The organism is Acidimicrobiales bacterium, from assembly GCA_036378675.1.
GTDB lineage: Bacteria > Actinomycetota > Acidimicrobiia > Acidimicrobiales > Palsa-688 > DASUWA01.
In genome coordinates this window covers 78,241-105,008 of sequence record DASUWA010000007.1, presented here as the reverse complement: position 1 = coordinate 105,008, position 26,768 = coordinate 78,241, and the positions used below count along the sequence as shown (strand labels likewise).

The window sequence follows — 26,768 nt, the reverse complement described above, 5'->3', positions numbered from 1 at the left end:
CCTCGACAGGTGCCCGGTTGCAGCGCCGGCTCGATGATTCGGGGGGATCATCGCCAGGCGCGCAACCGGCGCCGTCATTTTTGAGGGTCCACCAAATCGTCACACCCCCTCCGTATCTTCGGCCGGGTGCACGACCGGGCCGCGTCAGCGATAACCAGGGGATTCGACCCTGAACAGCTGCTGCTCGATCTGACCCCGGCCCAACGGACCGCGGTCACGACAGACGCAGCCCCGCTGATCGTCGTCGCATCCGCCGGCGCCGGTAAGACCCGGGTACTGACCCGGCGGATCGCGTACCGGGTGGCCAGCGGCAGCGGCGAGGCGAGCCATGTTCTGGCTCTGACGTTCACCCGCAAGGCTGCCGGCGAACTGCAGGAACGCCTTCACGCTCTCGGCATGCGGGGCCAGATCTGCGCGGGCACATTTCACGCGATCGCCTCCAGCCAGCTTCGCCGGTGGTGGGCCGACCGCCGGCGCACTCCTCCGGTGCTCCTCGATCGTAAGAGCCGCCTTCTCGGGCCGCTCGCTGCCGCCCGGCCTGGGCTCTCGTCTGTGCCGGTCTCTGAACTCGCGTCGCTGATCGAATGGGCCAAAGCGCGGATGATCCCACCGGACCACCTGGTCGAGTCGCTCAAGCTGCATGGAAGGGCGGTGCCTTCCGGGTCGCGGGCGGACGAGGTCTCCGCCCTCTACGCCCGCTACGAGCACGAGAAGACCCGGCGCGGGCTGATCGATTTCGACGACCTGCTCGCCGGGTGCGCCGATGCGATGGAGCGCGACCCCGACTTCGCCGCTGCCCAGCGCTGGCGGTGGCGGCACGTCTTCGTCGACGAGTTCCAGGACTTGAACCCTGTCCAGTTCAGACTGCTCCTCGCCTGGCTGGGACCCAGACCGGACCTGTGTGCCGTCGGCGATCCCAACCAGGCCATCTACGGCTGGAACGGCGCCGAGGTCGGGCTGCTTTCGCTCGTCGGCGAACGCTGGCCAACCACCGAAGTGGTCAGCCTCGACCACAACCACCGTTGCACTCCTCAGATCGTCCGGGCTGCGGCTGCCGTCCTCGGGGAGTCCGGCTCGCGGCTGGCTTCGTCGACGGAGAGCGGGCCGGAGCCGACCATCCGCTGTTATGGGTCGGACACAGCCGAAGCGCAGGGCACCGCCCTATCGATCAGGCGAGCGCACCTCGACGGCCGGAGTTGGTCGGACATGGCCGTGCTGGCGCGCACGAATGCCCAGTTGTCGGCCTTCAAGGATGCTCTCGATGGTGCCGGCGTTCCGTACTGGGCGCCGTCGCCTGAACCGGAAGGCCCAGAAGACGAGACGGCGTCGACGAAGCCGACCGGTCCGGTTGAAAAGAGCGATTCCGTCACGTTGTGCAGCTTCCACCGGGCGAAGGGACTCGAGTGGGATGCAGTGTGGGTGGTGGGTCTCGAGACCGGGCTGGTTCCGATAGCCCGGGCCGGAGGACGCAAAGCCCTGGACGAGGAACGCCGCTTGCTGTACGTGGCGCTCACCCGCGCGAGCCGTGAGCTCCACTGCTCTTGGGCCCGAATGCGAAGCTTCGGGGGACGCCCCGTCCCCCGCGAGTGCTCCCCCTGGTTGGAGCTCATCTGGCCATCGGGCCGCGAGAATGGCGAGAATTCCGACGGCGAGTCCCGCGATCCCGAGGCGGACGTCGACTTTTGGCGGGACCGCCTTCGCGCCCAGCGGCAAGCCCTCGCCGCCAATCGCCAGCGAGGCGGGCAGCGGAAACGCGCCCAGCGCAACGAGTCGAGATGGCCGGATCCGGATCCGGAGATCGTCTCCGCTCTCCGCTCGTGGCGCTCGCAGGCCGCCCGTGCCAGCGGGGTTCCGCCGTACGTGATCCTCCACGACGCCACCCTCTCGGCGGTAGCCAGCCTCCGCCCGAGAGACGACGACGAGCTGGTAGCGGTGCCCGGCCTGGGCCCGGTCAAGGCCGCTCGATACGGGCCCACCCTGCTCGCGATCGTTGCCAGGAGGCGTGAGTCGGCGTAGAGTGGGGGTGCGGAGGGTGCTGCGCGTCCGTGGCAGAGAGGTAGCCTGTTGGTATGAGCGCTTGGTACTCGATCGAGGTCTTCGATGGGGCCACGCCTGCGTCGATTTGGGCGGAGGCATACCAAGACGCGCTGATCGAGTCCGCGCTGGCGCACGGCGCCAAGGACTGGTCCTGGCACCGGCACACGTGGGGTGTCGTTTTCGAGCTTTGCTTCGAGGACGAGGACGCCTGGGAGTCCTACATGACCCTCGCCAACGTCACGGCGGCGTTGGATGCGGTGCCCGACCCGGTCACCGGCATAATCGTCTACAAGGGTAGGGGCGGAAGCTCAGGGTCACCGTTCCCGAGGAAGCCGAAGCCTCTCGCCGGGTCCGGCTCTGCTGCGCTGCCCATCCCGTGGGAGTTCAGCTTCGAAGATTCCTTCTCGGCGCCCCCGATCTCGCTCACCCGGCCGGTCATGGCCGGGGCGGGCGCCACCTCCTTCTTCGGCTGATCCGCCCCAAGGCTGCCGGCGACGTCGCTTGCGGGCGCGCGTAGCGCCAGGCGCCTCGGTTTCCCGTTGGCGCCGGCGTCAGTCGCGCCGTTGGCGTTGTGCAGCGAGGGCCGCGAAACGTTCGGGGGTCACGGTGATGAACAGGCCGTTTGCCTCGGCGGTGACCTCCTCGCCGGCGAACAGCATCCCCGAAGCCGTCACCTTGCGGCCGTTAACGCCTTCGAGACGGCCCTCGAACCGAAGGTCCTTGTGCAGCGGGGTTGGGCGGCGGTAGCGGACGCTCAGGTTCGCGGTCATGCCCACCTGTCCGGAGAGCGACTGGGCGAGCCCGAGGATCTCGTCGAAGGCCGCCGCCACGTAGCCGCCGTGGACACACCCGGGCGGACCCTCGTAGGCCGCACCGAATTCGGCGTGTCCGACGACCATTCCCTCTTCGAAGGCGATCCGAAGCGGGGGCGCGAGCGGGTTCGCGGTCCCGAGGAGGGGCGACCAGTCGAAGTGGGCCCGATCGTGACCGAGCCCTGAAGCCTCGGCGGTCCCCTCGTAGCGGCGGGTGCCTCCGAACGCCTCCAACCGGTCTGCAACGTCGAGCACCAGCGACTCGATTTCAGCCAGCTGTTCGACCGGAGCCGACGTTGCCGTGAAATGGTCGATCGCTCTTCGGAAAGCCTCGCCGACGCGGCGTGCCGCAGCTATGCGGTCCTCGGCGGGAGCGGACAACACGTTCTCCAGATGCTCGGCGAGCTGCTCCCCCATATCGACCCGCGCACGTTCCAAACGTTCCGATTCGCTCACGCCGCCTCCAGGTCCACGTCGACGAACACCGGAGCGTGATCCGAGGGCAGCTTCCCTTTCCTGGCGTTCCTGTCGACGAGGGCCCAACTGATCTTGCCGGCCAAAGGCTTCGAAAGGAGCAGCAGATCTATCCGCATACCGCGGTGCTCGTGGAAGTCTCCCGCCCGGTAGTCCCAGTAGCTGTACAAACGATCTTCCGGGTAACGGTGCCGGAACGCGTCGACGAGTCCCCACCCCTCGAGGTCACGAAGCGCTTCGCGTTCCGCCGGGGTTACGTGCGTCGAGCCGACGAACGCCTCCGGACTCCAGACGTCAGAATCGTCAGGTGCGATGTTGAAGTCTCCGCAGACCGCCACCGGCTCGTCGGGGTTGGCGACCAGGTCCAGATGATGGCGGAGCTTTTCGAGCCATGCGAGCTTGTACTTGTAGTGCTCCGAGTCGACGCTGCGGCCGTTCGGTACGTAGACGCTGCACACGATTACTCCTCCGCACGAGGCGGTGACCAGCCTGGTCTCGGAGTCGGCCTCGACCGGGTCGGTGAACCCGAATGACCCCCGTTCGATCCCGACCTTCGAAAGGATGGCGACCCCGTTCCACTGCCCGTCACCATGATGCACGCTCTCGTATCCGAGGGCGCTGAACGCCATGTGGGGAAAGGTCGCCTCGGCCAACTTGGTCTCCTGAAGGCACAAGACGTCCGGCCCGGCGTACGAGAGCCACTCCTCCACCCTCGGCATCCGGGCCTTCAGCGAGTTCACATTCCAGGTTGCTATCCGCATGACGACCTCATCGTAAGGGGGCGTACCCCACCTGGCCACATCGCCGGCGCCCGAGGTGTCGCACTGCCAACGCTGCTGGACGGCGGTGGTCGGCGCCCGGATTCCGGGCCCCTTTTCTGGGAGTGACTTCTGCGGTTCGGGCGTGGATTTCGACCTCGGGCGGTCTGTTTTCACACCCGAACGCGAAAGTTACGCCCAGAAAGGAGAAAGGCTGTTAGGCGGCGGCCGCCTGCGAGGGCTACGGGGTGGCTAGTCGCCTTCTACAGCCGCATCAGCTCTAAGCGCCGGCGATACGACATCGGCTGGGACGCCAGCTGCTGAGGCGGTAGCGCCGCCGGTTCGCTTGACGGCCGACTTCCTCGGGGCGCCGGCGGCGTTCCCGGTGGCCGCACCGGCCTTTTTGGCTCCCCCCTTTTTCGCCGGCTGAGCCTTCTTTGCCGGCGGACCCGCCTTCGAGGGTGCTGCCCTCTTCGACACAGCCGCCTCCTTCGCCGGTGTTGCCTTCTTCGCCGGCTGAGCCTTCTTCCCCGGTGCCGCCTCCTTCGCCGGCGCTGCGTCCTTCGCCGGCGCTGCCTTCTTCGAAGCTGCCGCCTTCTTGGCCGGCGCTGCCTTCTTCACCGGCACCTCCTTGGACGGAGCCTTCTTGGCAGCCGCCCTACTGGCAGCCGCTTTACTGGCAGCGGCCTTCTTGGCCGCCTTCTTGGCGGCCGCCTTCTTGGGAGAAGTCGATTTCGAAGCAGCGGGCGCAACCGAAACGGACCCGGCAGCAGCCGCAACGAGGTCGGAATCGGTCGCAGCGGGGGCCAGCACAGGCGCCGCTTTCTTTCGGGCCGGTTTCGCCGCCGGCACAGGATGGATCTCCGCCTCGACCGTTTCTGGTGTCGGGGAGCCGGCGATCTTCGCGAAGCCCGGCAAGGCGAGCTCGATGCCCCGCCGCTGAGGGTCGAGCGCCTGCACCACGAAGGTGCGCTCGTCTCCCTTGCCGAGCACCTCTCTCGCCCTCCGGGGCGGCGGGTCCCCCATCGCGCTGAGCGGGATGTAGCACCTGGCGCCGAACGACTCGACGAACGCGCCGTGGGACGAGAACTCCGTGACGACACCAACGACCTCGCTGCCCAAAGGATGGGCGGCGATGAAGGTGATGAAAGGCAGGGGCTCGTTGACCGGTTCGGCCGGAGGCGTGCCCGCTCGCCGGCGCTTTGAACGCTTGCCGTCGTTCGGCTGGATCACCTCTTGAGTCGCGCGGGCGATCGCCCGGTCCAGCTTCTTGTCGCGGCCTTTCGTTCGGGTGACCGCCAGGTCCAAGCCGCTTGGTTCTTCGACGGCTTCCGCCTTCTTCTTCCGCTTGGCCTCCTTCACCACCTCACGGCTCTTCTGGCCCCGAACCGGGCTCCGCTCCATGAAGATCCAGCCGACGCTAGGAACCGGTTTCCCACCAATGAGCCGGCCCTTGTCGAATAACCACGGATGCTCGCCGTGAAACTCTTGGAACGAGTCGTTGGAAAGCACCGTCGCGCCGATCTTCTCCGCGATCCGAAGAAGGAACGCGTCGCCACGTCCGATGGCGCCTGCCGGCGGCGACACGATTTCGCCCGCGGTTTCGGCCTCCTCGAAGACCGGCAACTCCGACGGATCGACCCGGTGCCCGAAGGAAGCGTCGACGACGACAGTGACGATGTCGTCGGGATTCTCCGCCATGAACTCTCGGACCGCCTCATCCAGCTGAGCCAGGCTCGGCAGCGACCGACCTTCTGTCGCAATATTCGATCCGTCGACGACCACGTGGCGAGCGCTCATGCCAGCCCTAGAGTCAAGCAGCCCGCGCCGCCGATCCGAGGGAACCCGCTCGCCGAAGGGGCCGGGTGGGTTCCGAGCCCCTAGATTCGTCGCTCGTGGCCAACCCGGACATAAAGGCGGTCCTGTGGGACTTCGGAGGGGTGCTGACGACAAGTCCCTTCGATTCGTTCCGCGCTTATGAAGCCGAGAACGGCCTACCTGAAGGCGCTATCCGTCAGCTCAACGCCACCAACCCCGATCACAACGCGTGGGCACGTTTCGAGCGCGGCGAGGTCACCGTCGAGGAGTTCGCAAAACTGTTCGAGCGCGAAGCCAGCGACGCGGGTCACACACTCGACGCCACGGCGCTGCTGTCCACCCTGTCGGGCGAGCTTCGGCCCGGAATGGTCGAAGCCCTCCGCCGGTGCCACGCACGGCTGAAGACCGGCCTGCTTACCAATAACTTCAGCGCGGGAGAGGACAACTTAAGTGTCCAAGAGGCTGGTCGAGTCACCGCCGGTTACGCACCGGTCATGGACCTGTTCGACGCTGTGGTCCAGTCCTCGATCGCCGGGTGCCGCAAACCGGATCCGCGTTTTTACCGAATTGCCCTCGACCTGCTGGGGATCGAACCCGAACACGCGGTGTTCCTCGACGACCTCGGCGTGAACCTCAAGCCCGCTCGCCAGATGGGGATGATCACCATCAAGGTTGTCGACCCCGACCTGGCGATCCAAGAACTGGAAGAAGTCGTCGGGTTCCCGTTGAGTTAGCCGAGCGCGCGGGCGACGATGTCGGCCTGTTCCAGCTCGTGCATCGCGTGGCTGCCGGTCGCGGGCGATCCCGACGCCACCCGGCTCACCTTGCTGAAGTTGAAATCACCGCCGAGCATCGACTCCAGCCGATCCCGGACAAAGGTCCACGGCCCCATGTTCTCGGGCTCCTCTTGCAGCCAGACCACTTCCTCGGCTCGCTCGTACTCCGCGATCGCCGAGGCGATCTGATCCGCCGGCCACGGGTGCAGCTGCTCGATCCGCACGACGGCGACATCCGACCTTCCGCTCTTGTCGCGCGCGACGAGTGCGTCCAGCGCGACCTTGCCGGAAGCGAGGACGATCCGGCGAACGGCTTCAGGGTCGTTTACACCCGGATCCGGGAGCACTTCCCGAAAATGACCGGACTCCAACTCCGCTACCGGGCTGTAGGCCTCACGCGCCCGCAGGTATCGCTTCGGGGTGAAGAGGATCAGAGGCTTCCGGCCGGCGCGAAGGACCTGGCGTCGAAGGAGGTGGAACAGTTGGGACGCGGTCGTGACGTTGGCGACCTGCATGTTGTCCTCGGCGCAAAGGTCTAGAAAACGTTCGATCCGCGCCGACGAGTGCTCCGCGCCCTGCCCTTCGTAGCCGTGTGGCAGGAGAAGAATCAGGCCCGAGGTCTGCCCCCATTTGATCTCGGCGGCGGCGAGGAACTGGTCGATGATGATCTGCCCACCGTTGACGAAGTCTCCGAACTGCGCCTCCCACGCGACCAGGCCGTCGCGCGCGATCAACGAGTAGCCGTACTCGAAACCGAGACCTGCGTACTCGGAAAGCAGAGAGTCGTATATCGAGAAACGCCCCGGGCCCAGCGCCCCGAGCGGCTCGTATTCCGCACCTGTCCGGTAATCGACCACCGCGGCGTTGCGATGCCCGAAGGTTCCTCTCCTCGTGTCCTGCCCTGCCAGGCGCACGTCGTGGCCCTCGAGAAGCAACGTTCCGTAGGCAAGGGCTTCGCCGAGGGCCCAGTCGACTTCCCCTCCCTCCCACAGCTTGGCTCGATTCTCGAACACGCGCACCAGCTTCGGATGGACGGTGAAGCCTTCGGGGAACGATCCGAGTGCGTCGACGACCTTCTGCAGGCCACCCATGTCGACACCCGTCTCGATCGGGGGGAGTACCGGCGCCGCTGCGGGAGGCGGAGGAACTTCAGTGGGGCGCGGCGGTGCCGAAGCGCGGGTCTCGTCGAGAGCCGACTGAAGCCGCTTGGAGAAATCGTCCAAGGCTTGTTCGGCCTCCGATAGGTCGATGTCGCCGCGGCGGACCAGTGACTCGGTGTAGAGCTTGCGGACGCTGCGGTGTTCCTTGATCAGCTGGTAGAGGAGCGGCTGGGTGAGACTCGGGTCGTCCTGCTCGTTGTGGCCGAACCTGCGGTAGCAGACCAAGTCGATCACGACGTCCTTGTTGAACCGCTGCCTGAACTCGAACGCGAGGCGGCCGACTCTGACGCATGCTTCGGGGTCATCGCCGTTGACGTGGAAGATCGGCGCCTGCACCATCTTCGCGACATCGGTGGCATACACCGACGAGCGCGCCGACTCGGGGTTGGTGGTGAAGCCGAGCTGGTTGTTGATCACCAAGTGGACGGTGCCCCCGGTCTCGTATCCCGGAAGTGCCGACATGTTCAGCGTTTCGGCAACAACACCCTGGCCGGCGAACGCGGCGTCGCCGTGGATGAGCAGAGGGAGCACCGGGTGCGGGTTGCCCGGGTCGTCGGCTATTACCTGGTCCTGGAGAGCTCGCGCCATGCCTTCGACGACGGGATCGACCGCTTCGAGGTGCGACGGGTTGGATGCCAACAGAACGTCGAGCGGCTTGCCCGACCTTCCGGTGAACTTGCCCTTGAAACCCTTGTGGTACTTGACGTCGCCAGATCCCTGCACGGTCCCGGGGTCGATGTTGCCCTCGAACTCTTCGAACAAGTCCCCGTAGCTTTTTCCGACAATGTTGATCAGCACGTTCAGCCGTCCGCGGTGCGCCATCCCGATTACCGCCTCTGACTGACCCTCGACCGCCGCCTCGTCGAGGATCGCATCGATGAGCGGTATCGCCGACTCTCCCCCTTCGAGCCCGAAACGCTTTTGCCCGATGTACTTGGTGTTCAGGAACTGCTCGAGCGCCTCGGCGGCGTTGAGCCGCTCGAGAATCCAGCGCTGCTCCTCCTGCGGAAGCTGAGTGGAGACTCCTTCGACATGTTCCTGAATCCAGCGTTTCTGTTCGGGCTCCTGGATGTGCATGTACTCGACGCCGACGGTGCGGCAGTACGCGTCGCGCAACACACCGAGAATGTCGCCGAGACGCATCTTCTCGGATCCGGCCAGGCCGTTGGTCAGAAACTCCCTGTCGAGGTCCCAGACACTCAACCCGTGGGTGGCCGGGTCGAGCTCGGGATGCATGTGCGGGTCTTTCCAGTCGAGCGGATCGAGATGGGCGATCAGGTGACCGCGGACCCGGTAGAGGTTGACGAGGCTGTCGACCTCCATCTGCTTCTCGGTATGGACTGCGGTCGAGTCGACCAGGTCGTTGCGGTCCCGGTGGTGGCGCACCGGTTCGTAAGGAACGCCCATCGCCTTGAAGACCCGCTCGTAGAAGGAGTCCTCCCCGGTGAGCAACCGGTGGACCTTCTGGAGAAACAGTCCAGACTCGGCCCCTTGGATGATCCTGTGGTCGTACGTAGAGGTGATGGTGACGACCTTCGAGACGCCGAGCTCGGCGAGGATGCGCGGGTCCGCGGACTGCCACTCGGCCGGATAGTCGATGCTTCCCACACCGACGATCACGCCTTGTCCCGGCATGAGCCTGGGAACCGACTGGAAGGTCCCGATCGTCCCCGGGTTGGTGAGACTCACCGTTGCCCCGGCGAGGTCGTCGGCGCCGACCTTCCCACCTCGGACCTTGCGAACGAGGTCCTCGTAGGCCGACCAGAAACCTCTGAAGTCGAGCGTGTCGGCGTCCTTGATGACCGGCACCATCAACGTGCGCGTACCGTCGGCCTTCTCCAGATCGACGGCGATCCCCATGCCGATGTGCGGGTGGTGGATCACCGATGCAATCGCCTTCGGGTCACCTGAAGCGGGCGCCTCGAAGGTGGAGTTCATCACCGGCACGCTCCGGAGGGCTTCCACAACCGCGTACCCGATGATGTGCGTGAAGCTCACCTTGCCGGCGCTGCCGATCCGGCTCAGTTGGTTGTTGAGGATCTTGCGGTTGACCTCGAGCATGCGCGCTGGAACGACCCGAAAACTCGTCGCAGTCGGAACGTCGAGACTCGCGGTCATGTTCGCCGCTATTCGCGCCGCAGCACCTCTGAGAGGCGTCGCTTCCTCGGCTTCGGTGGCCTTCGGCTCGGACGGTATCCGGATCTCGCGCACCCCCGATTGAGGCTCGGCCTCGCCGGCGCTGACGCTTGCGAGCGACGAGCCGCCCGACCCACTCTGCGCAGCTGCCGAGGGTGTCGCAGCAGGGGCCGCCGCCGTTTCCTTGGACGGGGCGGCGCCGGGTGGGACCGGCGCTTGCTTGACCGCAGCAGCGGGATGAGCTGCTGCGGGGGCGGCGATGTCCGGGACAGGACCCTCTCCGTCCCGGTCGGTCACGTCAGGTGTCGCCGGGCGGGCGAGGTTGGCGCCGCCGGGTCTATAGCCCTCGAAGAACTCCCTCCAGCTCTCGCTCACCGAATTGGGGTCCGCCCTGTACTGCTCGTACATGTCGTCCACCAGCCATGCGTTTGCCCCGAAAGTGGACGACGAGGTGCCCTCCGATTGATTACTCATAACACTCGCCAGGGTACGTCCACGAGGCATGGCAGCGGTGCCTGCTCGGCGGCGTGCCCCGCAGGGTCGGGCACACTGTAGGGATGCCCGCACAGTTCATATTCACCATGCGCGACTTGAGGCGCTTCTACCCACCCGACCGCGAGGTCCTGCGCGGCATCAATCTGTCTTTCTACCCCGGAGCGAAGATCGGAGTGATCGGCGGGAACGGGTCCGGGAAATCGTCGCTCCTGAAGATCATGGCCGGCGAGGACGACGGGTTCACCGGGGAAGCTCGACTGACTCCTGGATTCACCGTCGGCTATCTGCCCCAGGAGCCGCGCCTCGATCCCGCCAAGGACGTGGCCGGAAACGTCACCGACGGGGTCGCTGAAACGAAGCAACTGCTGGTTCGGTTCGATGAGGTCTGCGCCGCGATGGCCGATCCCGAAGCCGACTTCGACAAGTTGCTCGCTGAACAGGCGCAGCTTCAGGATCGGATCGACGCCGTCGGCGCATGGGAGCTCGACAGGAAAATCGAGATAGCCATGGATGCGCTTCGACTGCCACCGGCAGACGCGGACGTATCGACGCTGTCCGGAGGAGAGACGCGCCGGGTCGCGCTTTGTCGCTTGCTGTTGTCGAGTCCTGACCTGTTGCTGCTCGACGAACCGACCAACCATCTCGATGCCGAATCGGTCGCGTGGTTGGAGAGAACTTTGCAGGAATACCCGGGGACTGTTGTCGCGGTGACCCATGACCGTTACTTCCTAGACAACGTCGCAGGCTGGATCCTCGAATTGGACCGCGGTTTCGGGATCCCATGGGAGGGCAACTACTCGTCCTGGCTCGAACAGAAGCAGGCGCGCCTCGCCGGCGAGGAGAAAGCCGACCGCGCCCGTCAGCGGACACTCGAGCGCGAGCTCGAGTGGATCCATATGTCGCCGCGGGCCCGGCAGAGCAAGGGGAAGGCCCGCATAACCGCTTACAACCAGTTGGTTGCCGAGGCCGAGGCGGCTGAAAAGAGCCCCGAGAAGCTCGAAATCACCATCCCGCCGGGCCCGCGGCTCGGGGACATGGTGATCGACGCGGACGGCGTGTCGAAGGGATACGGCGACCGTCTGTTGTTCGAGAACCTTTCGTTTCTCCTGCCTCCCGGCGGCATCGTCGGGGTGATCGGCCCTAACGGCGCCGGCAAGACGACGCTGTTCCGGATGATCGTCGGATCCGAGAAGCCCGACGCCGGGGAGGTACACGTCGGGCCGAGCGTGACGCTCGCCTACGTCGACCAGTCGCGAGAGACCCTCGATCCTGCCAACACTGTGTTCGAGGAGGTGACCGGGGCTCAGGACCGGCTAGTCGTCGGCGGCAGGGAAATCCACGGGCGGGCGTACCTGTCCAGCTTCGGGTTCAAGGGCAGCGATCAACAGAAGAATGTCGGCGACCTGTCGGGCGGAGAACGGAACCGGGTGCATCTCGCGAAGGTCCTCAAGTCGGGCGGGAACGTCCTCCTTCTCGACGAGCCCACCAACGATCTCGACGTCGACACCCTCCGAGCGCTCGAAGAAGGTTTGCTCGAGTTCCCTGGATGCGCCGTCGTCATCAGCCACGACCGATGGTTCCTCGACCGGGTGGCCACGCACGTGCTGGCGTTCGAGGGAGATTCTCAGGTGACCTGGTGGGAAGGGAACTTCTCCGACTACGAGGCCGACCGGCGAAAGAGGCTCGGCATCGAGGCTGACCAGCCGCACCGCATCCGTTACAAGCCGCTCGTCCGGGACTGAGCCGCGTTGCCCGATCCAGCATCGGATTGTCCTGGCTCGGACGGTGTCGACGTATTGCGGTTGCTCGTTCGCGAACCGTCCGAGGCGCCGGACCGGAAAATCGTAGGTCCAACTGTGGCCGGTCCAACCGGCGCGGGTCCGACCGGCGCGGGTCCGACCGGCGCAGGTCCAACCGGCGTAGGTCCGACGGGCGCCGGCCGGGCCGAGGGCAGTCGTGTGATCCTCGTACACGGGTCGATGGACCGGGCGACAAGCTTCCGCCGGCTGATGTCCCGGCTCCCGGAATGGCACTGCGTCGCTTACGACCGCCGCGGTTACGCGGGCTCCTCCCACATGGGGCCGCCCGAAAGCTTCGAGGACCAGGTCGACGACCTGCTGTCGGTCCTGGACAGCCGGCAGTCGGTCGTCTTCGGGCACAGCTACGGCGGCAACGTGGTCCTCGCAGCGGCGTCACGCCACCCGGACCTGATCACCGCGGCAGTGGTGTGGGAACCACCCCGGCCGTGGCTGCCGTGGTGGCCGGGGATGACCGCCGCCGGCGGCGGCGCTGATCATCTCGACGCGGAGGACCGCGCCGAGTGGTTCATGCGCCGAATGGTCGGGGATCGGGTGTGGGAACGTTTGCCGGAAGCGACTCGCAGCCAGCGCCGGCGTGAGGGTCCGACCCTGACCGCGGAGCTCGAACTGCTTCGAAGCGGGCCGCCGTTCGACGAATCGAAGGTCAGGATTCCGGTCTTGGTGGGAAGGGGCGGACAGTCGCCTCCCCACCACCGCAGATCCGCCCGCGAGCTTGCCTCGTCGCTTCCAAAGGGCGAACTGTGCGATATCGCCGGCGCCTCCCACGGCGCGCACCTCACCCATCCGGCGGAGCTCGCCGAGCTGATCCGGTCGGCGGGGCGGTTGGGTTGAGGCCGGATGCCTGGAGTTTCTGCAGCCGGCTCGCCGCTCCCGGGCTCCGGCTCGAGCTGCCCGGCTCCGGCTCGCGCTCCGGGCTCCGGCTCGCGCTCCCGGACTGCGGCGCCGTCTCCGCTCCCCTGCGCGGGGCTGCACTTCCATGCTTTTGTTGCAATTTAGCACCTAAAACGGCCCCAAATTGAGAAAAAAGGCTCCCGCTTCGCCTCGATCGCCCCTCCTGGCGATCGACTTTGGCGGCTGCGAGGATTGACCCGATGCGGGCGACGCCAGCAAATGTAGAGCAGCCCGTTGGCGCGTCGGGTGGCCCGTCGCTCGGATCGTTCGACGTGATCGTGGCCGGCGCCGGCCCGGCGGGTTCGGCAGCCGCGATCACCCTGGCTCGGCTTGGAAGGTCCGTGGCCCTCGTAGACAAGGCGGTGTTTCCGAGAGACAAATGCTGCGGCGACGGCCTGACCACGGCCGCGCTGCGCCGGCTCGAGGCGCTCGGATTCGATCCGCGGAGCGTGCCATCGTGGGAACCGGTCGGCGACGTCTCCATCGTCGGGACCGGCGGGCGGCGCGTCGATCTCCGGCTTCCCGACGACGGCAACCAATACGCGGCCTCCGCCCGGCGAGACGAGCTCGATGCGGAGATCCTGAACGTGGCCGTCCGCGCCGGCGCAGAACCGTTCACCGGCACCGGCGTCAAGACGGTGACGACGGTCGGGACAGGCGTCTCGACCCGGCTTCGCGTCGAGCTAACCGGCGGGAGCCACCTGATCGCGCGCTACCTGATCGCAGCGGACGGAATGTGGTCTCCGGTCCGCAAGGCGCTGGGCTTGTCGACACCTGGATATCTCGGCGACTGGCAGGCGGGGCGCCAGTACTACGCAAATACGGGTCCTCTGGCCAAGAAGCTGTGGGTCTGGTTCGAGCCGGACATGATTCCGGGCTACGCGTGGTCGTTTCCGCTCGCCGGAGGAGTCGTCAACGTTGGCTACGGAGTGATCCGGGAACCGGCTCACGGGGGAGACTCTGCGGAAGAGCCGACAGGGCTTCGCGGGCAGGTCATCGATCTTCGCGACCGCCCGCATATCTCCGAGGTTCTTGGCCCCGCGGCCGAGCCGGTGGGCGCGTGGAGGGCATGGCCGATTCCCGCACGGATCGGAGGCACCGTTCTCAGTGGGCTCGACGGCCGGGTTCTGTTTGCGGGCGACGCAGCGAGGGCATGCGACCCGATGACGGGGGAGGGAATCGCCCAGGCGCTCGAAACCGGCGAGCTCGCGGCGAGGGCAATCGCCGGCGCCGGGCCCGACGATCCCGCCGCGGCAGCTCGGCGCTACCGTCGCCAGATCCGCTTCGGCATGGCGGTCGATGACCACCTCGCTGCGTCGTTGTCCCGAGTGCTCGCCCATCGCCGCGGTTCCAGCAAAGCCCTGTCGGTCGTCGAAGCATCCGCGTGGGGACGGCGGAACTTCGTCCGCTGGATGTTCGAGGACTACCCGCGCGCCGCGCTCGTTACGCCCCACCGTTGGGAAAGGCGAATGTTCAGTCGACCGGGCGCGTTCTCCCGCCCGAACGCCGAGCACTGACCCCGGGGGACGCCGGCGACGCGGCGAAGCTGTGCTCGCCGGGGCGTGTTACCTAGGCGCGCCGCCGGAGCGCGAACACACCCGTGCCCGCGCCCGCCAGCAGAAGCAGCAACGCAGCAACACCGCCTGCGGCAGCAACGGAATCGCTGGTGCCAGACGTCCCGCCGTGAACTGCGGCAGCGGCAGACCGACGTGACGGCGACCGGGGGCCCGGCAGACTCCCGAGCGTCTGTGGAACCGAGCTCGGGGAAGGGGGGCTGGTCGTCGTAGCGATGGTCGGCGACGACGGCAGCGCGGACCCATTGGACGCGGCGGGCACGCCTGCCGAAGGCGTATTAGGGCGAGACAGGCCTGCTGCGGACGCTCTCTGAGTCCCACTCGATGCAGGTGGCGGAGCTGCACGCGGCGGAACAGTTCCGGCCGGGGCGCCTGCCGGTTCCAGCGCAAGCGCCGCGCCGGCGTCTATGAGTCCGCTGCCGGCTCCCGACAGAGGATGGGCAGTCGCTTGGAGCGCGTGGATCACATCGGCCCGGCTTCGACCGGGGTTCTCCCCGAAGAGAAGTGCCGCGGTTCCCGAGACGTGGGGCGCTGCCATCGACGTCCCCTCCATGAGCGCGTACTGCCCGCCCGGAACGGTCGACAGGACGCAGTTGTTCGGAGCACAACCGGAACCCCCGATCAGGCAGGCTCCTATGCAAGTCGTGCCATCGTCGCCGCCCGGGGCGCCCAGGCTCACACCTCCGCCGGCGTTGCTGTAGCCCGCGAGCTGACCGCTTGGCCCGGTCGCAGCCACAAGGAGGGCGTCGGACCCGTAGCTGTCGCTGATCGGCGCACCGTTGTTTCCCGCCGCGAAGACGACCAGCGCTCCGAGGGCGGCAGCTTGGTGAACCGCGGCGGTGAGGTTCGAATCTTGGGTGAAACCCGGCAAGAGATCACCGACCGACAGGTTGATAACTCGGGCCCCATGCTGAGCTGCGAAAAGGACGCCAGCCGCCACATCGGTGGGGTCCCCCGAGCAGCTGCCACTCGAATCCGCCGTGAGCGTCTGCACCGCGAGGATGTTCGCCCGAGGCGCAACTCCGTAGTTCGACGAAGCGATGCTTCCTGCCACGTGAGTTCCGTGATCGCAGGCATCCTTCCCGTACTGGTGGTCGTGGCAGGAGCCGGGATCGGGAGATCCGCTCGCACCGGCGCCCACACAGTCGGCTTCGTCGACGACCCGGCCGCCCAAGGCCGGATGCGTCGGGTCCACCCAGGTGTCGACCACGGCCACAAGCACGCCCGCGCCTTCCCGACCCGCCGCCTGGCCGGCGTAAACATCGGCGCCGCCGCCGTTCGCGCCGAGCGGCGAGAAGTTCCAGGTACACGGCTGGCCCACGGGACCGCACGCACTCTGAGCGGACGCTACGGGAACCCGCAGCAGAAGGGGCGCGGTCACCAATCCCGCCAGACAGGCAACCACCCCAAGGACGAACGCGCCCAATCTGCCCTTCACGTATCAATTCGACCACGCCAAGGTGGCCCACCGCCAGCCACCCCCCTCCGGAGCGCGGCTTTTGCGGCCTTTTCCCGGGGACAAATTTTTCCACAGGAAAACCCACAAGCCTCCGGGTTGGAGCCAAATCGACGACCTGGGATACCGTCATCGGCCATGGCTGATCTCGGATACGACGGCAAAGTCGCAGTAATCACCGGCGCGGGCGGCGGGCTCGGAAGGCAGCACGCGCTGCTCCTCGCTTCCCGGGGCGCCAGGGTCGTCGTCAACGACCTGGGTGGATCTGTATCCGGCGAAGGATCGGACAAGGGCCCCGCCGAGACGGTCGCAAAGGAGATCCGTGATCTAGGTGGCGAAGCGTTGTCCGACGCGAGCAGCGTCTCGACGCCAGAAGGCGGCGAGCAGATCGTGCAGACCGCCGTCGACGCCTATGGCCGGGTCGACATCGTGATCAACAACGCCGGAATCCTCCGCGACAAGACGTTCCACAACATGACGCCCGATCTGCTGAACCCGGTGATCGACGTCCATCTGAAAGGCGCGTTCTACGTGACCAGGCCGGCATGGGTCAAGATGCGCGAGCAGGGTTACGGGCGGATCGTCAACACGTCGTCCGGCTCGGGTGTACTAGGCAACTTCGGCCAGAGCAACTACGGCGCGGCAAAGATGGGACTGGTCGGCCTCACGCGAGTTCTGGCCAATGAAGGAGCGAAGTACAACATCAAGGTGAACGCGATCGCGCCCATCGCGAGGACTCGGATGACCGAGGAGCTCATGGGTGCGGCTGCCGAGAAGCTCGATCCCGAACTTGTCTCCCCGATCGTCGCCTGGCTTGTTCACGAGGATTGCCCGGTCACCGGAGAGATCTACACCGTCGGTGGTGGACGGGTCGCCCGGTTCTTCATCGGCATGACCACCGGTTACTACAACCCGAAGCTCACCCTCGAGGACGTTCGCGATCACTTCGGTGAGATCCGTGACGAGAGCGGCTACACCGTGCCGGCAAATCCCGGCGAGGAGATGCAGCTCCTGTTCAAGATGATCAGCGGGGGTTAGCCGGCGAGATTGGTCCGGTGACGGCACGTCCACTTGACGCCGTCCCCCACCATCACCCATACCTCTTCGGCTCTGCAACGAAGCGGCAGACCTCGGGTCACATCCGCGGCGATCGGAACCAGTTCGACGCCGTCGCTCGCGTGGGCGACCGTCAGGTGCGGACGGATCTCGTCGAACTCGTCTTCGTACGGTGGGGTTCCGAACTGGTCTGCAAGCCGGTTGGTCAGGTCGCGAAAAGGTTGATCCGGTTCGGGCGCGACCCAAAGCACCCTTCTGCCGAACCAGTCGACGTGGGTCAGCTCGAACTCGAACCTCTTCACGTCCGCGAGCTCTCCGTCGAGCTCGGCCAGATCGTCTTCGGTTATCTCCGATGGGGGCAGCCACGGGACCACAAGGGTGATGTGCGCAGGAACGCCCGCTGCCGCGACCGGGTCGTACTCGTGGCGCCACCTGCCAACGACCGTGTCCGCCTCCGGCACCGGGATGAGCACGGCACTCTGCGTTCGGCCGCTGCTGGTTCCCGCGTTCATCGCTCGCTCAAAATACCTGCTCGTCGCGACTAGCCCCGTGCACCGAACACCTCGGAGAGAAGCGCAGGAACGGCAACGTCCAGTTGGTCGTAGGTGCAGCTCCGCGGATCACGATCGGGTCTCCAGCGCCGAAAACGGGCGGTATGGCGCAGACGGCGGCCCTGCAGATGCTCGAAGGCGGCTTCGACCACCAGTTCAGGTCTCAGCAGTTCGAAGCTCAAGTCCTTCTGCGCGTTCCACCGGCTTGCCCCACCAGGAAGCCTTCGCCCGTCGGCGCCTCCGTCGGTGACCGCCCACTCCGCCCAACCGCCCCACGGATGATCGACGCCGCGCAGATCTAGGTAGGGCTGTAGTTCGTCGACCAGCGCGCGGCGCTGCGCCGCCGGGAAGGCGCCGATCACGCCGACATGCTGAAGGTCGTCCCCTTCGTAGAGCCCCAGCATCAGCGACCCTACGACCTCTCTGTTCGCCTGGTACCAGCGAAACCCCCCAACTACAAAGTCGCCGGTTCGCTCGTGCTTCACCTTCAACATCACCCGCTGCCCAGGCTGGTACGTCAGGAGAGCCGGCTTTGCGACGACGCCGTCAAGTCCGGCTCCCTCAAAACGGTCGAACCATTGCCACGCGACCTTTGGGTCGGAAGTCATGGGAGTGAGATGAATGGGTGGCTTGCACCCGCCGAGAACATCTTCGAGGCGCTCGCGCCGTTTGGCGAATGGGGTTTCTCGAAGATCTTCGTCTCCGATCGCGAGGAGGTCGAAAGCGACTAGGGAGGCGGGCGTGGTCCGCGCGAGCATCGAAACCCTGGAGGCGGCTGGGTGTATGCGCTGCGACAGGGCGTCGAAGTCGAGACCGTCGGGTCCAGCGATGACGATCTCGCAGTCGACGACACACCTTTGGGGGAACTGGTCACGAATCGCCTCGACGACGTCGGGGAAGTACCGGGTCAATGGACGCTCGTTGCGACTGCCGAGAACAACGTCGTCCCCGTCCCGGAAGGCTATGCACCGGAACCCGTCCCACTTCGGCTCGTAGAGGTAGTCACCAACCGGAAGGTCGCGTGAGAGCTTTGCGAGCATCGGCGAAACCGGGGGGTTTACTGGAAGATCCACCGCCGCCGATCCTACGGCTCGCCGGAGCGACCGCCGCGGTTCAAGCTCCGTGCGACCGCCTTAGGCAGGGGGTGGACTTGGATTTCCTCGATTGAAAAAGGAAGAGCCACGCGCCAGTTCGGCCACTCGTCGACTGTCCCCGGCATGTTCGGCCGGTCTGCCACCGCCAGCGCGTCCTCCATGCTCGCAGCGAGCAGTAAGCAGGGAGCGTTGCTCAAGTCGGCGTACGCACGCTCGATGACGGTCGCCACGTCGGTCTCCTCGGCGCTTCCCGTCCGCTCCAGCAGGCGCTCGCGCAGCTTCTCCGAGGCATCCTCGTTCGGATTGAGACCGAGGCGTTTCTGCGCTTCCAGATCGGAACCGCCGTAGATGCCGGCGATGGTCGGGAGATCGTGGGTCGTGACCGCGCCGAGAGCCTTGCGCGGCCATGCGTCCGGCCGCTCGGGTTCGAACCACCACACCCGGTAGGAAAGAACGTCCCGCTCCTTTAGATCAGCGCGCACCGCGTCTTCCACCGTTCCGAGGTCCTCACCGACGACGGCCGCGCCGGCGCGCTCGGCCTCCAGCGCAAGGATGTTCAGTAGGTCGTGGTGGGGGTAGCGGACGTAAGCCCCAGCGGCAGGCTCACTACCTGCGGGGATCCAGAACAAGCGAAAGAGCCCCATCACGTGGTCGATCCTGATCCCGCCCGCGTGGCGCATGGATGCCCTGAGCGACTCGATCCACGGCCCGTAGCCGGAACTTCGCAACCGCCACGGATCGAATGGAAGCAGCGCCCAGTTCTGGCCCATGGTGTTGAACTCGTCGGGAGGCGCGCCGATCGTCATCCCCGAAGCGAACTCGTCCTGAAAGATCCAGCCGTCCGCGCCCGTTCCGTCTACGCCTACCGCGAGGTCAGCGACGAGCCCGACCGCATCGGAGGGAAACGCGCCGGCGGCTCCCTGCAGCTGGACGTCCAGAAGCCATTGAAGCCAGGCGTGGAACGTCGTGCGGGTCAGGCCCTCACGGCTCGAAGCGAACTCTTTGGTCGCCGTGCTCTCCGGATGGCGGTAGTCGGAGGGCCAATCCACCCAACGGGCGCCATGAGCCTCGGACAGCGCGGCGTAGGTGGAGAAGTTCTCCAGCGCCAGTCCCCTCGATCTCCTGTAGCGATCGAACTCATCAGGAAGGCCGCGCTCGCTCGACAAATCAAAGACAGCCTGCAAAGCGCGTGATTTGACCGCCCAAATACTGTCGCGGTCGATCAAACGGTGATCGTTCAACCGCCGGCCTTCCGCGGCGAGCTGTTCGACGTCCAACACTTGGGCCGCGCCGGGCACCTCCTCGACCGCCAGGTAGAGGGGATTCATGAAGCATCGACTGCCCGCGAAGTATGGGCTCGGCTCCTGCGGTACCACCGGTGCCGTTGCGTGGAGCGGGTTCACGACGGCGAGCCCGGCGCCGAGTTTGGATGACCAGGACGCCAGGTTCCGCAGGTCGGCCAGGTCGCCCATTCCCCAACTCGAGTTCGAGCGGGTTGCGTAAAGCTGCACCGCGAACCCCCAAGACTCGACGACCGGCAGCGGGCACCGCCCGGGGCTCACGATCAGCGAAAACGACTCACCCTCCTCGGCCTCGAATCGGTGATACCCCGCCGGCAGGTCGCGGGGCAACGGGCCGTCCACCGCGATCTCTCCCCCGCCCTCGATCGATACCAGTCCCCTGGGAAATGTCGGCAGCGGGTGATCGAGCCTGACGGTCACCGCGCCCGGTCGGGGCGGCTCGGCGACGTCGGCACCCATCGCCTCGAGAATCTTCCCCTTGGTGACGTCGGTGGTCGTATGCCACGTGCCGGCGACGTCCCAGTAGCCGTTGTCGACTCCCCATCCGGTGGCGTCGGTCATGTCGCCAGACCGCCGCCTACGCTCGCGCCGGATGGTTGAAGGCGCCGCCGGCATCACTCACGGCATCGATGATGGCCTATCGGGACCTCGACCCGCGTGCGTTGCGGTCGGCGATGCCCGGGTCCTGTTCGGCACGACTTCGTGGGCGGATAAGAGCCTGGTTCAATCGGGATCCTTCTACCCGAAGAAGACCATGAAGGCGCGCGAACGGCTGTGGTACTACGCGAGTCGTTTTCCAGTCGCCGAGATCGCGACAACGTACAGATTTCCGCCCACCCCGGAGCTGAGTCGCCAGTGGGTCGAGCGCACTCCCGAGGGGTTCACGTTCGACTTGCGCGCATGGTCATTGCTCACCGGGGCCCCGACTATGCCCGACTCGCTGTGGCCGGATCTGCAGGACCAGGTAAAGGACACGTCGCGCGACCAGCGCCGGTTGTACCCCGGCCACCTCTCGCCCGAGGCCTATGAGGAGTGTTGGGAGAGATTCGCCCACTCGATCCGCCCGCTGAGCGACGCGGGAAGGCTCGGAGCGGTCATCCTTCAGTACCCGTCCTGGTTCACTCCCCGCCCCGAAGCCTGGGCGGAGCTCGCCCTGGCGAAGCACCGCCTCCCGGGCGTCCAGCTCGCCGTCGAGTTCCGTAGCCCGAAATGGCTGGATGGCGACGCGTGCGAACCGACTCTCGAATGGCTCGAGGACCACGGCCTTGGATTCGTCTGCGTCGACGGGCCATCCGAAGGCCCCCGGGCGCTGCCCCCGGTCAGCGCGGTCACGAGCGAGGTGGGCGTGGTCAGGTTCGTCGGGCGACGCCATGTGGACGACGAGCCTTGGACCTGGCCCTACCGGTACCGGATCGAGGAGCTGAGCGACTGGGTCCCGCGCCTCTCCGATCTGGCGACGTCTTCGCGAGAGGTCCACGTGCTCATGGACAACGTCTGGGGCAGCGACGCCGTCGACAACGCGACGACGCTGGCCGCGTTGCTGGCGGAGGATCAGTGAGCCAGAGGATCAGCGGGCCCGACGATCAGTGAGCCAGAGGGCCGGCGAGGCCGAAGATTAGTGGTTCAGCCCCGGCTGAACCACCGAGCCGTGGTGACACACCATCCGCCAGCCGTCGGTGTCCGACCTGACGAAGATGTTCACAGTCGCCACCGTGACCCCGCCCTGGTCGCCTAGAAGGTTCTCGTCGAGCGACACCCACGCCGTTTCTCCCGCCACCACAGGAGTCTCCCGCGTCAACACGAACTGGATGTGCTGCCCACCCTGGAACAACGCGAAGAAGGATGCGGCAACAGGACCCCACCCCTCCAGGGTGGCCCACCCGGGATGAGTGCAAATCGCTCGGTCCGACCGTTCCCAAAGATCGGACATCGCGTCCATGTCCTTCGCTTCGAACGCGTCGTAGTAGCGGCGGTTGGCGGCGAGGAGCGAGGCGACGTCGTCCACCGCAAGACGATACCTTCGGCCCCATGCACTTCCCCCCGTCGCCGAAGGCCGGTCCGCGTGCCCGTGGAGCGGGCGGAGTCGAAGTCGCCACATGGCACTACGGTGGCGATGGTCCTCCGCTCCTCCTGGCCCACGCGACGGGCTTCCACGGGAGGTGCTGGATCCCGTTCGCGACAGCCCTGGCCGACCGCTTCGACGTCTGGGCGCTCGACCATCGCGGCCACGGTGCGTCTGGAAAGTCTCCCGACGGCCGCTACGACGATTGGTCCCTCATGGTCGACGACCTGCTCGCCGTGCTGGACGAAGTCGGCCTTGAAGGGTGGCGTGGCTTCGGGCACTCCCTTGGAGGGGCCGTTCTGGTGCTGGCGGAGACGAGACGGCCGGGTACCTTCGCGGGGATTTCGTGCTTCGAGCCTGTCGTGGTGCCTCCGGACCTTTTTTCCGAGGTCGCTCCCACCGCAGGCCCGCGTCTCGACGAAGTTGCACGCAAGAGACGCGCGTCCTTTCCGTCGAAGCGTGCCGCTTGGGACAATTACAGGGCGAAGCCGCCTTTCTCTCGGTTCGACCCAGAGGTTCTGGCTGCATATGTGGAATTCGGGTTCGTCGACGACGCGAGCGGTCATGCATCCCTCGCCTGCGCACCGGACGAGGAGGCGTCGGTCTACGAGGGTGCCGTTACGAGCGGCGCTTGGAACTCCCTTCCGTCCTTGCGGCCGCCCGTGACCGTGCTCGGCGGCGGGGACGGTAACGACCCGATGAGCTCGATCGTCGAGAGGATCGCCCGACAGATCCCGCGGGGCGCCGCCTTGCGCGTCCCCGGGCTGGACCATTTTGGACCGTTCGAAGAACCCGCCAAGGTGGCCGAGATAGCCGCAGAGGCGCTCGGTGCCGCGCCCGGCGGTTGGGCCGCCGGGGAGTCCACCATGATCGTCGCAGGGCCTAGTTAGCCTGGAGCCGATGTCCCTGCCGCTTCCGACATCGCTGTCGCCTTCGAAAGTGTCTTCGTTCAAGGACTGTGCGCTCGCGTTCAGGCTGTCCAACATCGACCGGCTTCCCGAACCCCCGTCAGCCCAAGCTGCGAAGGGGACCCTCGTGCACCGGGCGCTCCAGCTCCTGATGTGGGAAGAGGAGCCGGCGGGACGGACAGAGAGTGCTGCGACGGCCAAACTGTCCCGGGCCGTGCCGGAAGTCCTCGACGGTGGGGAGTACGGAGCGTTAGGGCTGTCCGAGGAGCAGCGGGCGGAATTCATCGAGGATGCCGCAGCGTTGATCCGCAACTACTTCACCCTCGAAGACCCCCGCGCGGTGCGCGTTCTGGGGACCGAGCTCAGAATGTCGGTCTCGGTCGGGACGCTGAAGTTGTCAGGGATCATCGATCGGCTCGAACTCGATCCCGCCGGCGATCTGGTCGTCACCGACTACAAGACCGGCAAAGCCCCCGGCCCGAGGCACGAGCAGTCCCGCCTCGGAGGGGTCCACTTCTATGCGTATCTCTGTGAACAGGTGCTCGGCCGGCGGCCTGCGCGCGTGCAGCTCCTTCACCTGAGAGAACCAATCGCCATCTCGACGACACCGTCGGAGCAGTCGATACGCGCCCTGCACCGGCAGTCGTTGGCGATCTGGACCGCCGTGGAGCAGGCCTGCGAACGGGAGGACTTCCGGCCGCGGCCTGGAAGGCTGTGCGACTTCTGCGCCTACCACGAGTTTTGTCCGGCGATGGGCGGGGACTTGTCCCGTCTTCCGACTCCGGTCGCCGACGTACGGGACGTTTCTTTTGCGTCGATCCCGATCATTACGGACGGCCCGGCGGTGTCAGCTCTGGCGTGACCCGAGCTCAAGAGGCCGAATGCCCCTGACTATCCCGATCCCCCCGGCATTCGCCCGCTTGGACGATGCCGTCGACAGCTGGTTCGATTCATACCTGCGCGGCAACCCACTCGCCGACGCTGTCATGTACTCCGCGAGCGCAGTCGGAGATCACGGCATCCTCTGGCTCGCCTTCGCCGGCCTTCAAGCAGCCAGGCGGCGTGGCGGGAACTGGCAGCGCCCTCTTCTCCGGGCCGTCTCCGGCCTGGCTGTCGAGTCGGCCGTTGTCAACGGCCCGGTCAAATGGATGTTCCGCAGGACCCGGCCCATGCACGACGAACCACGACCGTGGAACGTCCGACAACCGAGGACCAGCAGCTTTCCCTCCGGCCACGCCACTTCGGCCTTCCTCGGCGCCGCCCTGCTGAGCGACGACGACCCCTACTGGCCGATCTACTACGCGCTCGCGGCCGTGGTCGCCGCCAGCAGGGTCCATGTCAAGGTCCACCACGCATCGGACGTCCTCGGTGGGGTCATCATCGGAGCGGCCATGGGCCAGCTAGTCAGAAAATTGTTTCCCTTAACGAAGGAATCGCCGGCGGCCGAGCTACGTTGACCTTTGGCATGAGCACTTCGTTCGGCGTGACCTGGGATTACCGCTGCCCCTTTGCCCGTAACGCTCACGAGCACATCATGGCCGCCCTCGAGGCGGGTGCAGAGTGGGACGTCAAATTCCTCGCCTTCTCCCTTGACCAGGCCCACGTCGCTGAGGGAAATCCTCCCGTCTGGGACGAACCTGACAGGTATCCCGGGCTGATGGCCAACGAAGCCGGAATAGTCGTCCGGGACCGCCAGCCAGAGAAGTTTTTCGATGCCCACTGGGCGCTTTTTGGAGCCAGGCACGACAAGGCGCTGGACCTCCGTGATCGCGAGAACATCGCGCGGGTGCTCGACGACGCCGGCGTCGACGGAGCGGCTGTCCTGGGAGAACTGGACGAAGGTTGGCCCCTTGAGGTGTTCCGGAAGGAGCACGAGGACGCGGTCAGCAGCCTGGATGTGTTCGGCGTCCCGACGTTCACCTTGGATAATCACGCGGTCTTCGTGCGGCTGATGAATCGGCCCGAAGGCGACGGCAAGCTGGCCACGTCAACCATCGAACGGATCATCGACCTGATGCAGGACTGGCCCGAGTTGAACGAGTTCAAGTACACCCGCATCAGCCGCTAACCCTCGCCGGTGGGCAGCTAACTTCGCCCGGGTGACAAAGGGCCCGGACGGTTTGGCGATCTTGGGACTCGCCCCCGGGGAGCGAGTCCGCTGGAAAGGCCAGTCCGGGTCGCGGTGGAAAACCGGCGTGGTCACCCACAGAGAACGAGACGGAAGCATCGCTGTGACCGACGGGCGCGGGAACGCCAGGAGCCTTCCGGTTGACCGCCTCGAGGTGCCGTGCGCCGGCCCGAGAGGGGCGAAGCGGTGGGAGCCCTTACCCGACAGGGTGGCGAGAAGCGAGCAGCTGCGCCTGCTTTAACGCCAGACCAAGCGAACGGTCAGGCCGTCGGGGACAGGTCTCGGACCGCCTGGCGCAAATCGACTCCGATCGGGATCACTGCTAGCGCAGGAGTCGTCACACCGTTGTCCATGTAGCGCCGGACGGTCGCCCGGACCTCCGCCGGCGAGCCGTGGATGATCAGGGCGTCCACCACCTCGTCGGGGATCTCCTCTAGCGCAAGCTTTCGGTCGCCCGCCTTCCAGGCCTTCCACATGCCCTCCAGAAGCTGGCCTCTGCCGAGCCACTCGTGGAAGGCTGCGTACACCGGCACGTTGAGATAAGCGGCTACTAGGCGCCGGCCAATCGCTCGCACCGTCGCGGCATCTTCGCTCGGACAGACGAAGATTCGGGCGACTATCTCCTTTCCCTCGCCGACCTCGGCCACGACCCTCGGAACGTCGTCGGCGCCCAGCCAATTGATCACCGCGCCGTCGGCCTCCCGACCGGCCAAGCGAAGCATTCCGGGACGAAGGCCCGCCACGAGGATCGGCGGAACTACCGCCGGCGGCCGGCCAAGTTTGAAACCCTTCACCTTGAAGGTGTCGAACTCCTCGTCGACCTTCTCGCCGGTCAGCGCCCGCCGGAGAAAACGGACCATATCCCTGGTCCGCTTGTACGGCTCCTCGAACGGGATGCCGTTCCATCGCTCGACGATCACGTCCGACGAGGTGCCGATTCCGAGCACGAAACGCCCTGGAGCTGCTTCCGCCATCGCCGCGGCGCACTGGGCCATCAGCGCAGGGCCCCGCGTAAAAGCGGGGACGATCGCGGTGCCCAGCCGCAGCGACGAAGTCCAGGCTGCGGCGACGGCCAACGGGGTGAACGCGTCACTCCCGTCTGCCTCCGCCGACCACGCGTCGGTGTACCCGAGGTCCACCAGCTCCTCGATCCAGGGTCGGTGGTCGGCTAGAGGTACGCCATCGAAAGGGATCGTGATTCCGTAGCCCATCAGGCGGATGCTAGCCCGGCGCCCTCGGCGCCGAACCGGGGCCGGTCAGGCTGCGCTGCGCTCTCCGGCGTGCCTGGCGTCCGCGAGGAGGATGCTCCTAGCTTCGGCGATCCCGCGAAGCCCGATCTCGCGGGTCTCCGCGTCGAGGTGCCAATCCTCGCCGGCGCGAACCCCGGCGGCGCCGGCGGGCCGCGGCAGATCGCTCTCCGGATCGATCAGAACCAGCTGCTGGGGCATGCCGAAATGATCC

24 protein-coding genes are annotated in these 26,768 nt (G+C 66.4%); 13 read left to right on the top strand and 11 right to left on the bottom strand.

All coding sequences use genetic code 11. The features are described from left to right. The first annotated feature begins 126 nt into the window (after positions 1 to 126). Positions 127 to 2,016: an ATP-dependent DNA helicase UvrD2 gene (locus VFZ97_02655; GenBank protein HEX6392313.1), complete on the top strand. Its 1,890-nt coding sequence runs from the start codon at positions 127 to 129 to the stop codon at positions 2,014 to 2,016. Positions 2,017 to 2,069: 53 nt separating this feature from the next. Further along, entirely contained in the window at positions 2,070 to 2,510 is a 441-nt protein-coding gene (locus VFZ97_02650) for a hypothetical protein (protein HEX6392312.1), read from the top strand. 78 nt (positions 2,511 to 2,588) lie between these two features. Here the strand turns inward: VFZ97_02650 and VFZ97_02645 are convergent, their stop codons facing one another. From VFZ97_02645 to VFZ97_02635, 3 genes are all read right to left on the bottom strand, one after another. After that, positions 2,589 to 3,305 carry a PaaI family thioesterase gene (locus VFZ97_02645; protein ID HEX6392311.1) on the bottom strand — a complete coding sequence of 239 codons (717 nt, stop codon included), beginning with the start codon at positions 3,303 to 3,305 and terminating at the stop codon, positions 2,589 to 2,591. After that, positions 3,302 to 4,084, bottom strand: a complete 783-nt coding sequence (locus VFZ97_02640; protein ID HEX6392310.1) for an exodeoxyribonuclease III — start codon at positions 4,082 to 4,084, stop codon at positions 3,302 to 3,304. The genes VFZ97_02645 and VFZ97_02640 overlap by 4 nt, the downstream gene beginning before the upstream one ends. A gap of 249 nt (positions 4,085 to 4,333) precedes the next feature. Continuing rightward, the gene (locus tag VFZ97_02635) at positions 4,334 to 5,881 is read right to left on the bottom strand and encodes a S1 RNA-binding domain-containing protein (protein ID HEX6392309.1); all 1,548 of its coding nucleotides are present in this window, start codon (positions 5,879 to 5,881) and stop codon (positions 4,334 to 4,336) included. 95 nt (positions 5,882 to 5,976) lie between these two features. On the opposite strand from VFZ97_02635, the gene VFZ97_02630 reads away from it, so the two are divergent. Beyond that, positions 5,977 to 6,633, top strand: coding sequence for an HAD-IA family hydrolase (locus tag VFZ97_02630; protein HEX6392308.1), 657 nt, complete (start codon positions 5,977 to 5,979; stop codon positions 6,631 to 6,633). Here VFZ97_02630 and VFZ97_02625 read toward each other — a convergent pair. Beyond that, the gene (locus VFZ97_02625; protein HEX6392307.1) at positions 6,630 to 10,445 is read right to left on the bottom strand and encodes a multifunctional oxoglutarate decarboxylase/oxoglutarate dehydrogenase thiamine pyrophosphate-binding subunit/dihydrolipoyllysine-residue succinyltransferase subunit; all 3,816 of its coding nucleotides are present in this window, start codon (positions 10,443 to 10,445) and stop codon (positions 6,630 to 6,632) included. The two genes, VFZ97_02630 and VFZ97_02625, sit on opposite strands and share 4 nt — an antisense overlap. A gap of 83 nt (positions 10,446 to 10,528) precedes the next feature. Between VFZ97_02625 and ettA the strand changes: the two genes are divergently transcribed. From ettA to VFZ97_02610, 3 genes are all read left to right on the top strand, one after another. Further along, positions 10,529 to 12,208 carry an energy-dependent translational throttle protein EttA gene (ettA, locus tag VFZ97_02620; protein ID HEX6392306.1) on the top strand — a complete coding sequence of 560 codons (1,680 nt, stop codon included), beginning with the start codon at positions 10,529 to 10,531 and terminating at the stop codon, positions 12,206 to 12,208. 114 nt (positions 12,209 to 12,322) lie between these two features. Continuing rightward, complete coding sequence (locus VFZ97_02615; protein ID HEX6392305.1) at positions 12,323 to 13,117, top strand: alpha/beta hydrolase; 795 nt, start codon at positions 12,323 to 12,325, stop codon at positions 13,115 to 13,117. A gap of 260 nt (positions 13,118 to 13,377) precedes the next feature. Beyond that, positions 13,378 to 14,694 carry a geranylgeranyl reductase family protein gene (locus tag VFZ97_02610; protein ID HEX6392304.1) on the top strand — a complete coding sequence of 439 codons (1,317 nt, stop codon included), beginning with the start codon at positions 13,378 to 13,380 and terminating at the stop codon, positions 14,692 to 14,694. A gap of 52 nt (positions 14,695 to 14,746) precedes the next feature. Here VFZ97_02610 and VFZ97_02605 read toward each other — a convergent pair whose 3' ends face one another. Continuing rightward, entirely contained in the window at positions 14,747 to 16,189 is a 1,443-nt protein-coding gene (locus VFZ97_02605) for a S8 family serine peptidase (protein ID HEX6392303.1), read from the bottom strand. Between the two features lie 156 nt (positions 16,190 to 16,345). Here VFZ97_02605 and VFZ97_02600 point away from each other — a divergent pair, with 156 nt between their 5' ends. Then, complete coding sequence (locus VFZ97_02600) at positions 16,346 to 17,245, top strand: SDR family oxidoreductase (GenBank protein HEX6392302.1); 900 nt, start codon at positions 16,346 to 16,348, stop codon at positions 17,243 to 17,245. Here VFZ97_02600 and VFZ97_02595 read toward each other — a convergent pair. From VFZ97_02595 to malQ, 3 genes are read right to left on the bottom strand one after another with little or no spacing between them, the layout of a single operon-like run. Further along, positions 17,242 to 17,775: a 2'-5' RNA ligase family protein gene (locus VFZ97_02595; GenBank protein ID HEX6392301.1), complete on the bottom strand. Its 534-nt coding sequence runs from the start codon at positions 17,773 to 17,775 to the stop codon at positions 17,242 to 17,244. The two genes, VFZ97_02600 and VFZ97_02595, sit on opposite strands and share 4 nt — an antisense overlap. Before the next feature lie 29 nt (positions 17,776 to 17,804). Next, complete coding sequence (locus tag VFZ97_02590) at positions 17,805 to 18,887, bottom strand: ATP-dependent DNA ligase (protein ID HEX6392300.1); 1,083 nt, start codon at positions 18,885 to 18,887, stop codon at positions 17,805 to 17,807. An 11-nt stretch (positions 18,888 to 18,898) separates the two neighbouring features. After that, the gene (gene malQ, locus VFZ97_02585; protein ID HEX6392299.1) at positions 18,899 to 20,770 is read right to left on the bottom strand and encodes a 4-alpha-glucanotransferase; all 1,872 of its coding nucleotides are present in this window, start codon (positions 20,768 to 20,770) and stop codon (positions 18,899 to 18,901) included. A 31-nt stretch (positions 20,771 to 20,801) separates the two neighbouring features. Here malQ and VFZ97_02580 point away from each other — a divergent pair, with 31 nt between their 5' ends. Further along, positions 20,802 to 21,767, top strand: coding sequence for a DUF72 domain-containing protein (locus VFZ97_02580; protein HEX6392298.1), 966 nt, complete (start codon positions 20,802 to 20,804; stop codon positions 21,765 to 21,767). Positions 21,768 to 21,824: 57 nt separating this feature from the next. Here the strand turns inward: VFZ97_02580 and VFZ97_02575 are convergent, their stop codons facing one another. Further along, the gene (locus tag VFZ97_02575) at positions 21,825 to 22,214 is read right to left on the bottom strand and encodes a nuclear transport factor 2 family protein (protein ID HEX6392297.1); all 390 of its coding nucleotides are present in this window, start codon (positions 22,212 to 22,214) and stop codon (positions 21,825 to 21,827) included. A 23-nt stretch (positions 22,215 to 22,237) separates the two neighbouring features. On the opposite strand from VFZ97_02575, the gene VFZ97_02570 reads away from it, so the two are divergent. Genes VFZ97_02570 through VFZ97_02550 form a run of 5 tightly spaced genes read left to right on the top strand, consistent with a single transcriptional unit; the run spans position 22,238 to position 25,548 of the window. After that, positions 22,238 to 23,161 carry an alpha/beta hydrolase gene (locus VFZ97_02570; GenBank protein ID HEX6392296.1) on the top strand — a complete coding sequence of 308 codons (924 nt, stop codon included), beginning with the start codon at positions 22,238 to 22,240 and terminating at the stop codon, positions 23,159 to 23,161. Positions 23,162 to 23,171: 10 nt separating this feature from the next. Beyond that, complete coding sequence (locus tag VFZ97_02565; protein ID HEX6392295.1) at positions 23,172 to 24,041, top strand: PD-(D/E)XK nuclease family protein; 870 nt, start codon at positions 23,172 to 23,174, stop codon at positions 24,039 to 24,041. A 19-nt stretch (positions 24,042 to 24,060) separates the two neighbouring features. Next, a complete protein-coding gene (locus tag VFZ97_02560) occupies positions 24,061 to 24,636 on the top strand; it encodes a phosphatase PAP2 family protein (GenBank protein ID HEX6392294.1) in 576 nt (191 codons plus the stop codon). An 8-nt stretch (positions 24,637 to 24,644) separates the two neighbouring features. Next, entirely contained in the window at positions 24,645 to 25,247 is a 603-nt protein-coding gene (locus tag VFZ97_02555; GenBank protein ID HEX6392293.1) for a DsbA family protein, read from the top strand. Positions 25,248 to 25,278: 31 nt separating this feature from the next. Further along, complete coding sequence (locus VFZ97_02550; GenBank protein HEX6392292.1) at positions 25,279 to 25,548, top strand: hypothetical protein; 270 nt, start codon at positions 25,279 to 25,281, stop codon at positions 25,546 to 25,548. A 19-nt stretch (positions 25,549 to 25,567) separates the two neighbouring features. On the opposite strand, the gene VFZ97_02545 is transcribed toward VFZ97_02550, so the two are convergent. Both VFZ97_02545 and VFZ97_02540 read right to left on the bottom strand, forming a co-directional pair. After that, positions 25,568 to 26,518 carry an LLM class F420-dependent oxidoreductase gene (locus tag VFZ97_02545; GenBank protein HEX6392291.1) on the bottom strand — a complete coding sequence of 317 codons (951 nt, stop codon included), beginning with the start codon at positions 26,516 to 26,518 and terminating at the stop codon, positions 25,568 to 25,570. A 45-nt stretch (positions 26,519 to 26,563) separates the two neighbouring features. Continuing rightward, entirely contained in the window at positions 26,564 to 26,755 is a 192-nt protein-coding gene (locus VFZ97_02540) for a hypothetical protein (protein ID HEX6392290.1), read from the bottom strand. Between the last annotated feature and the right edge of the window lie 13 nt (positions 26,756 to 26,768).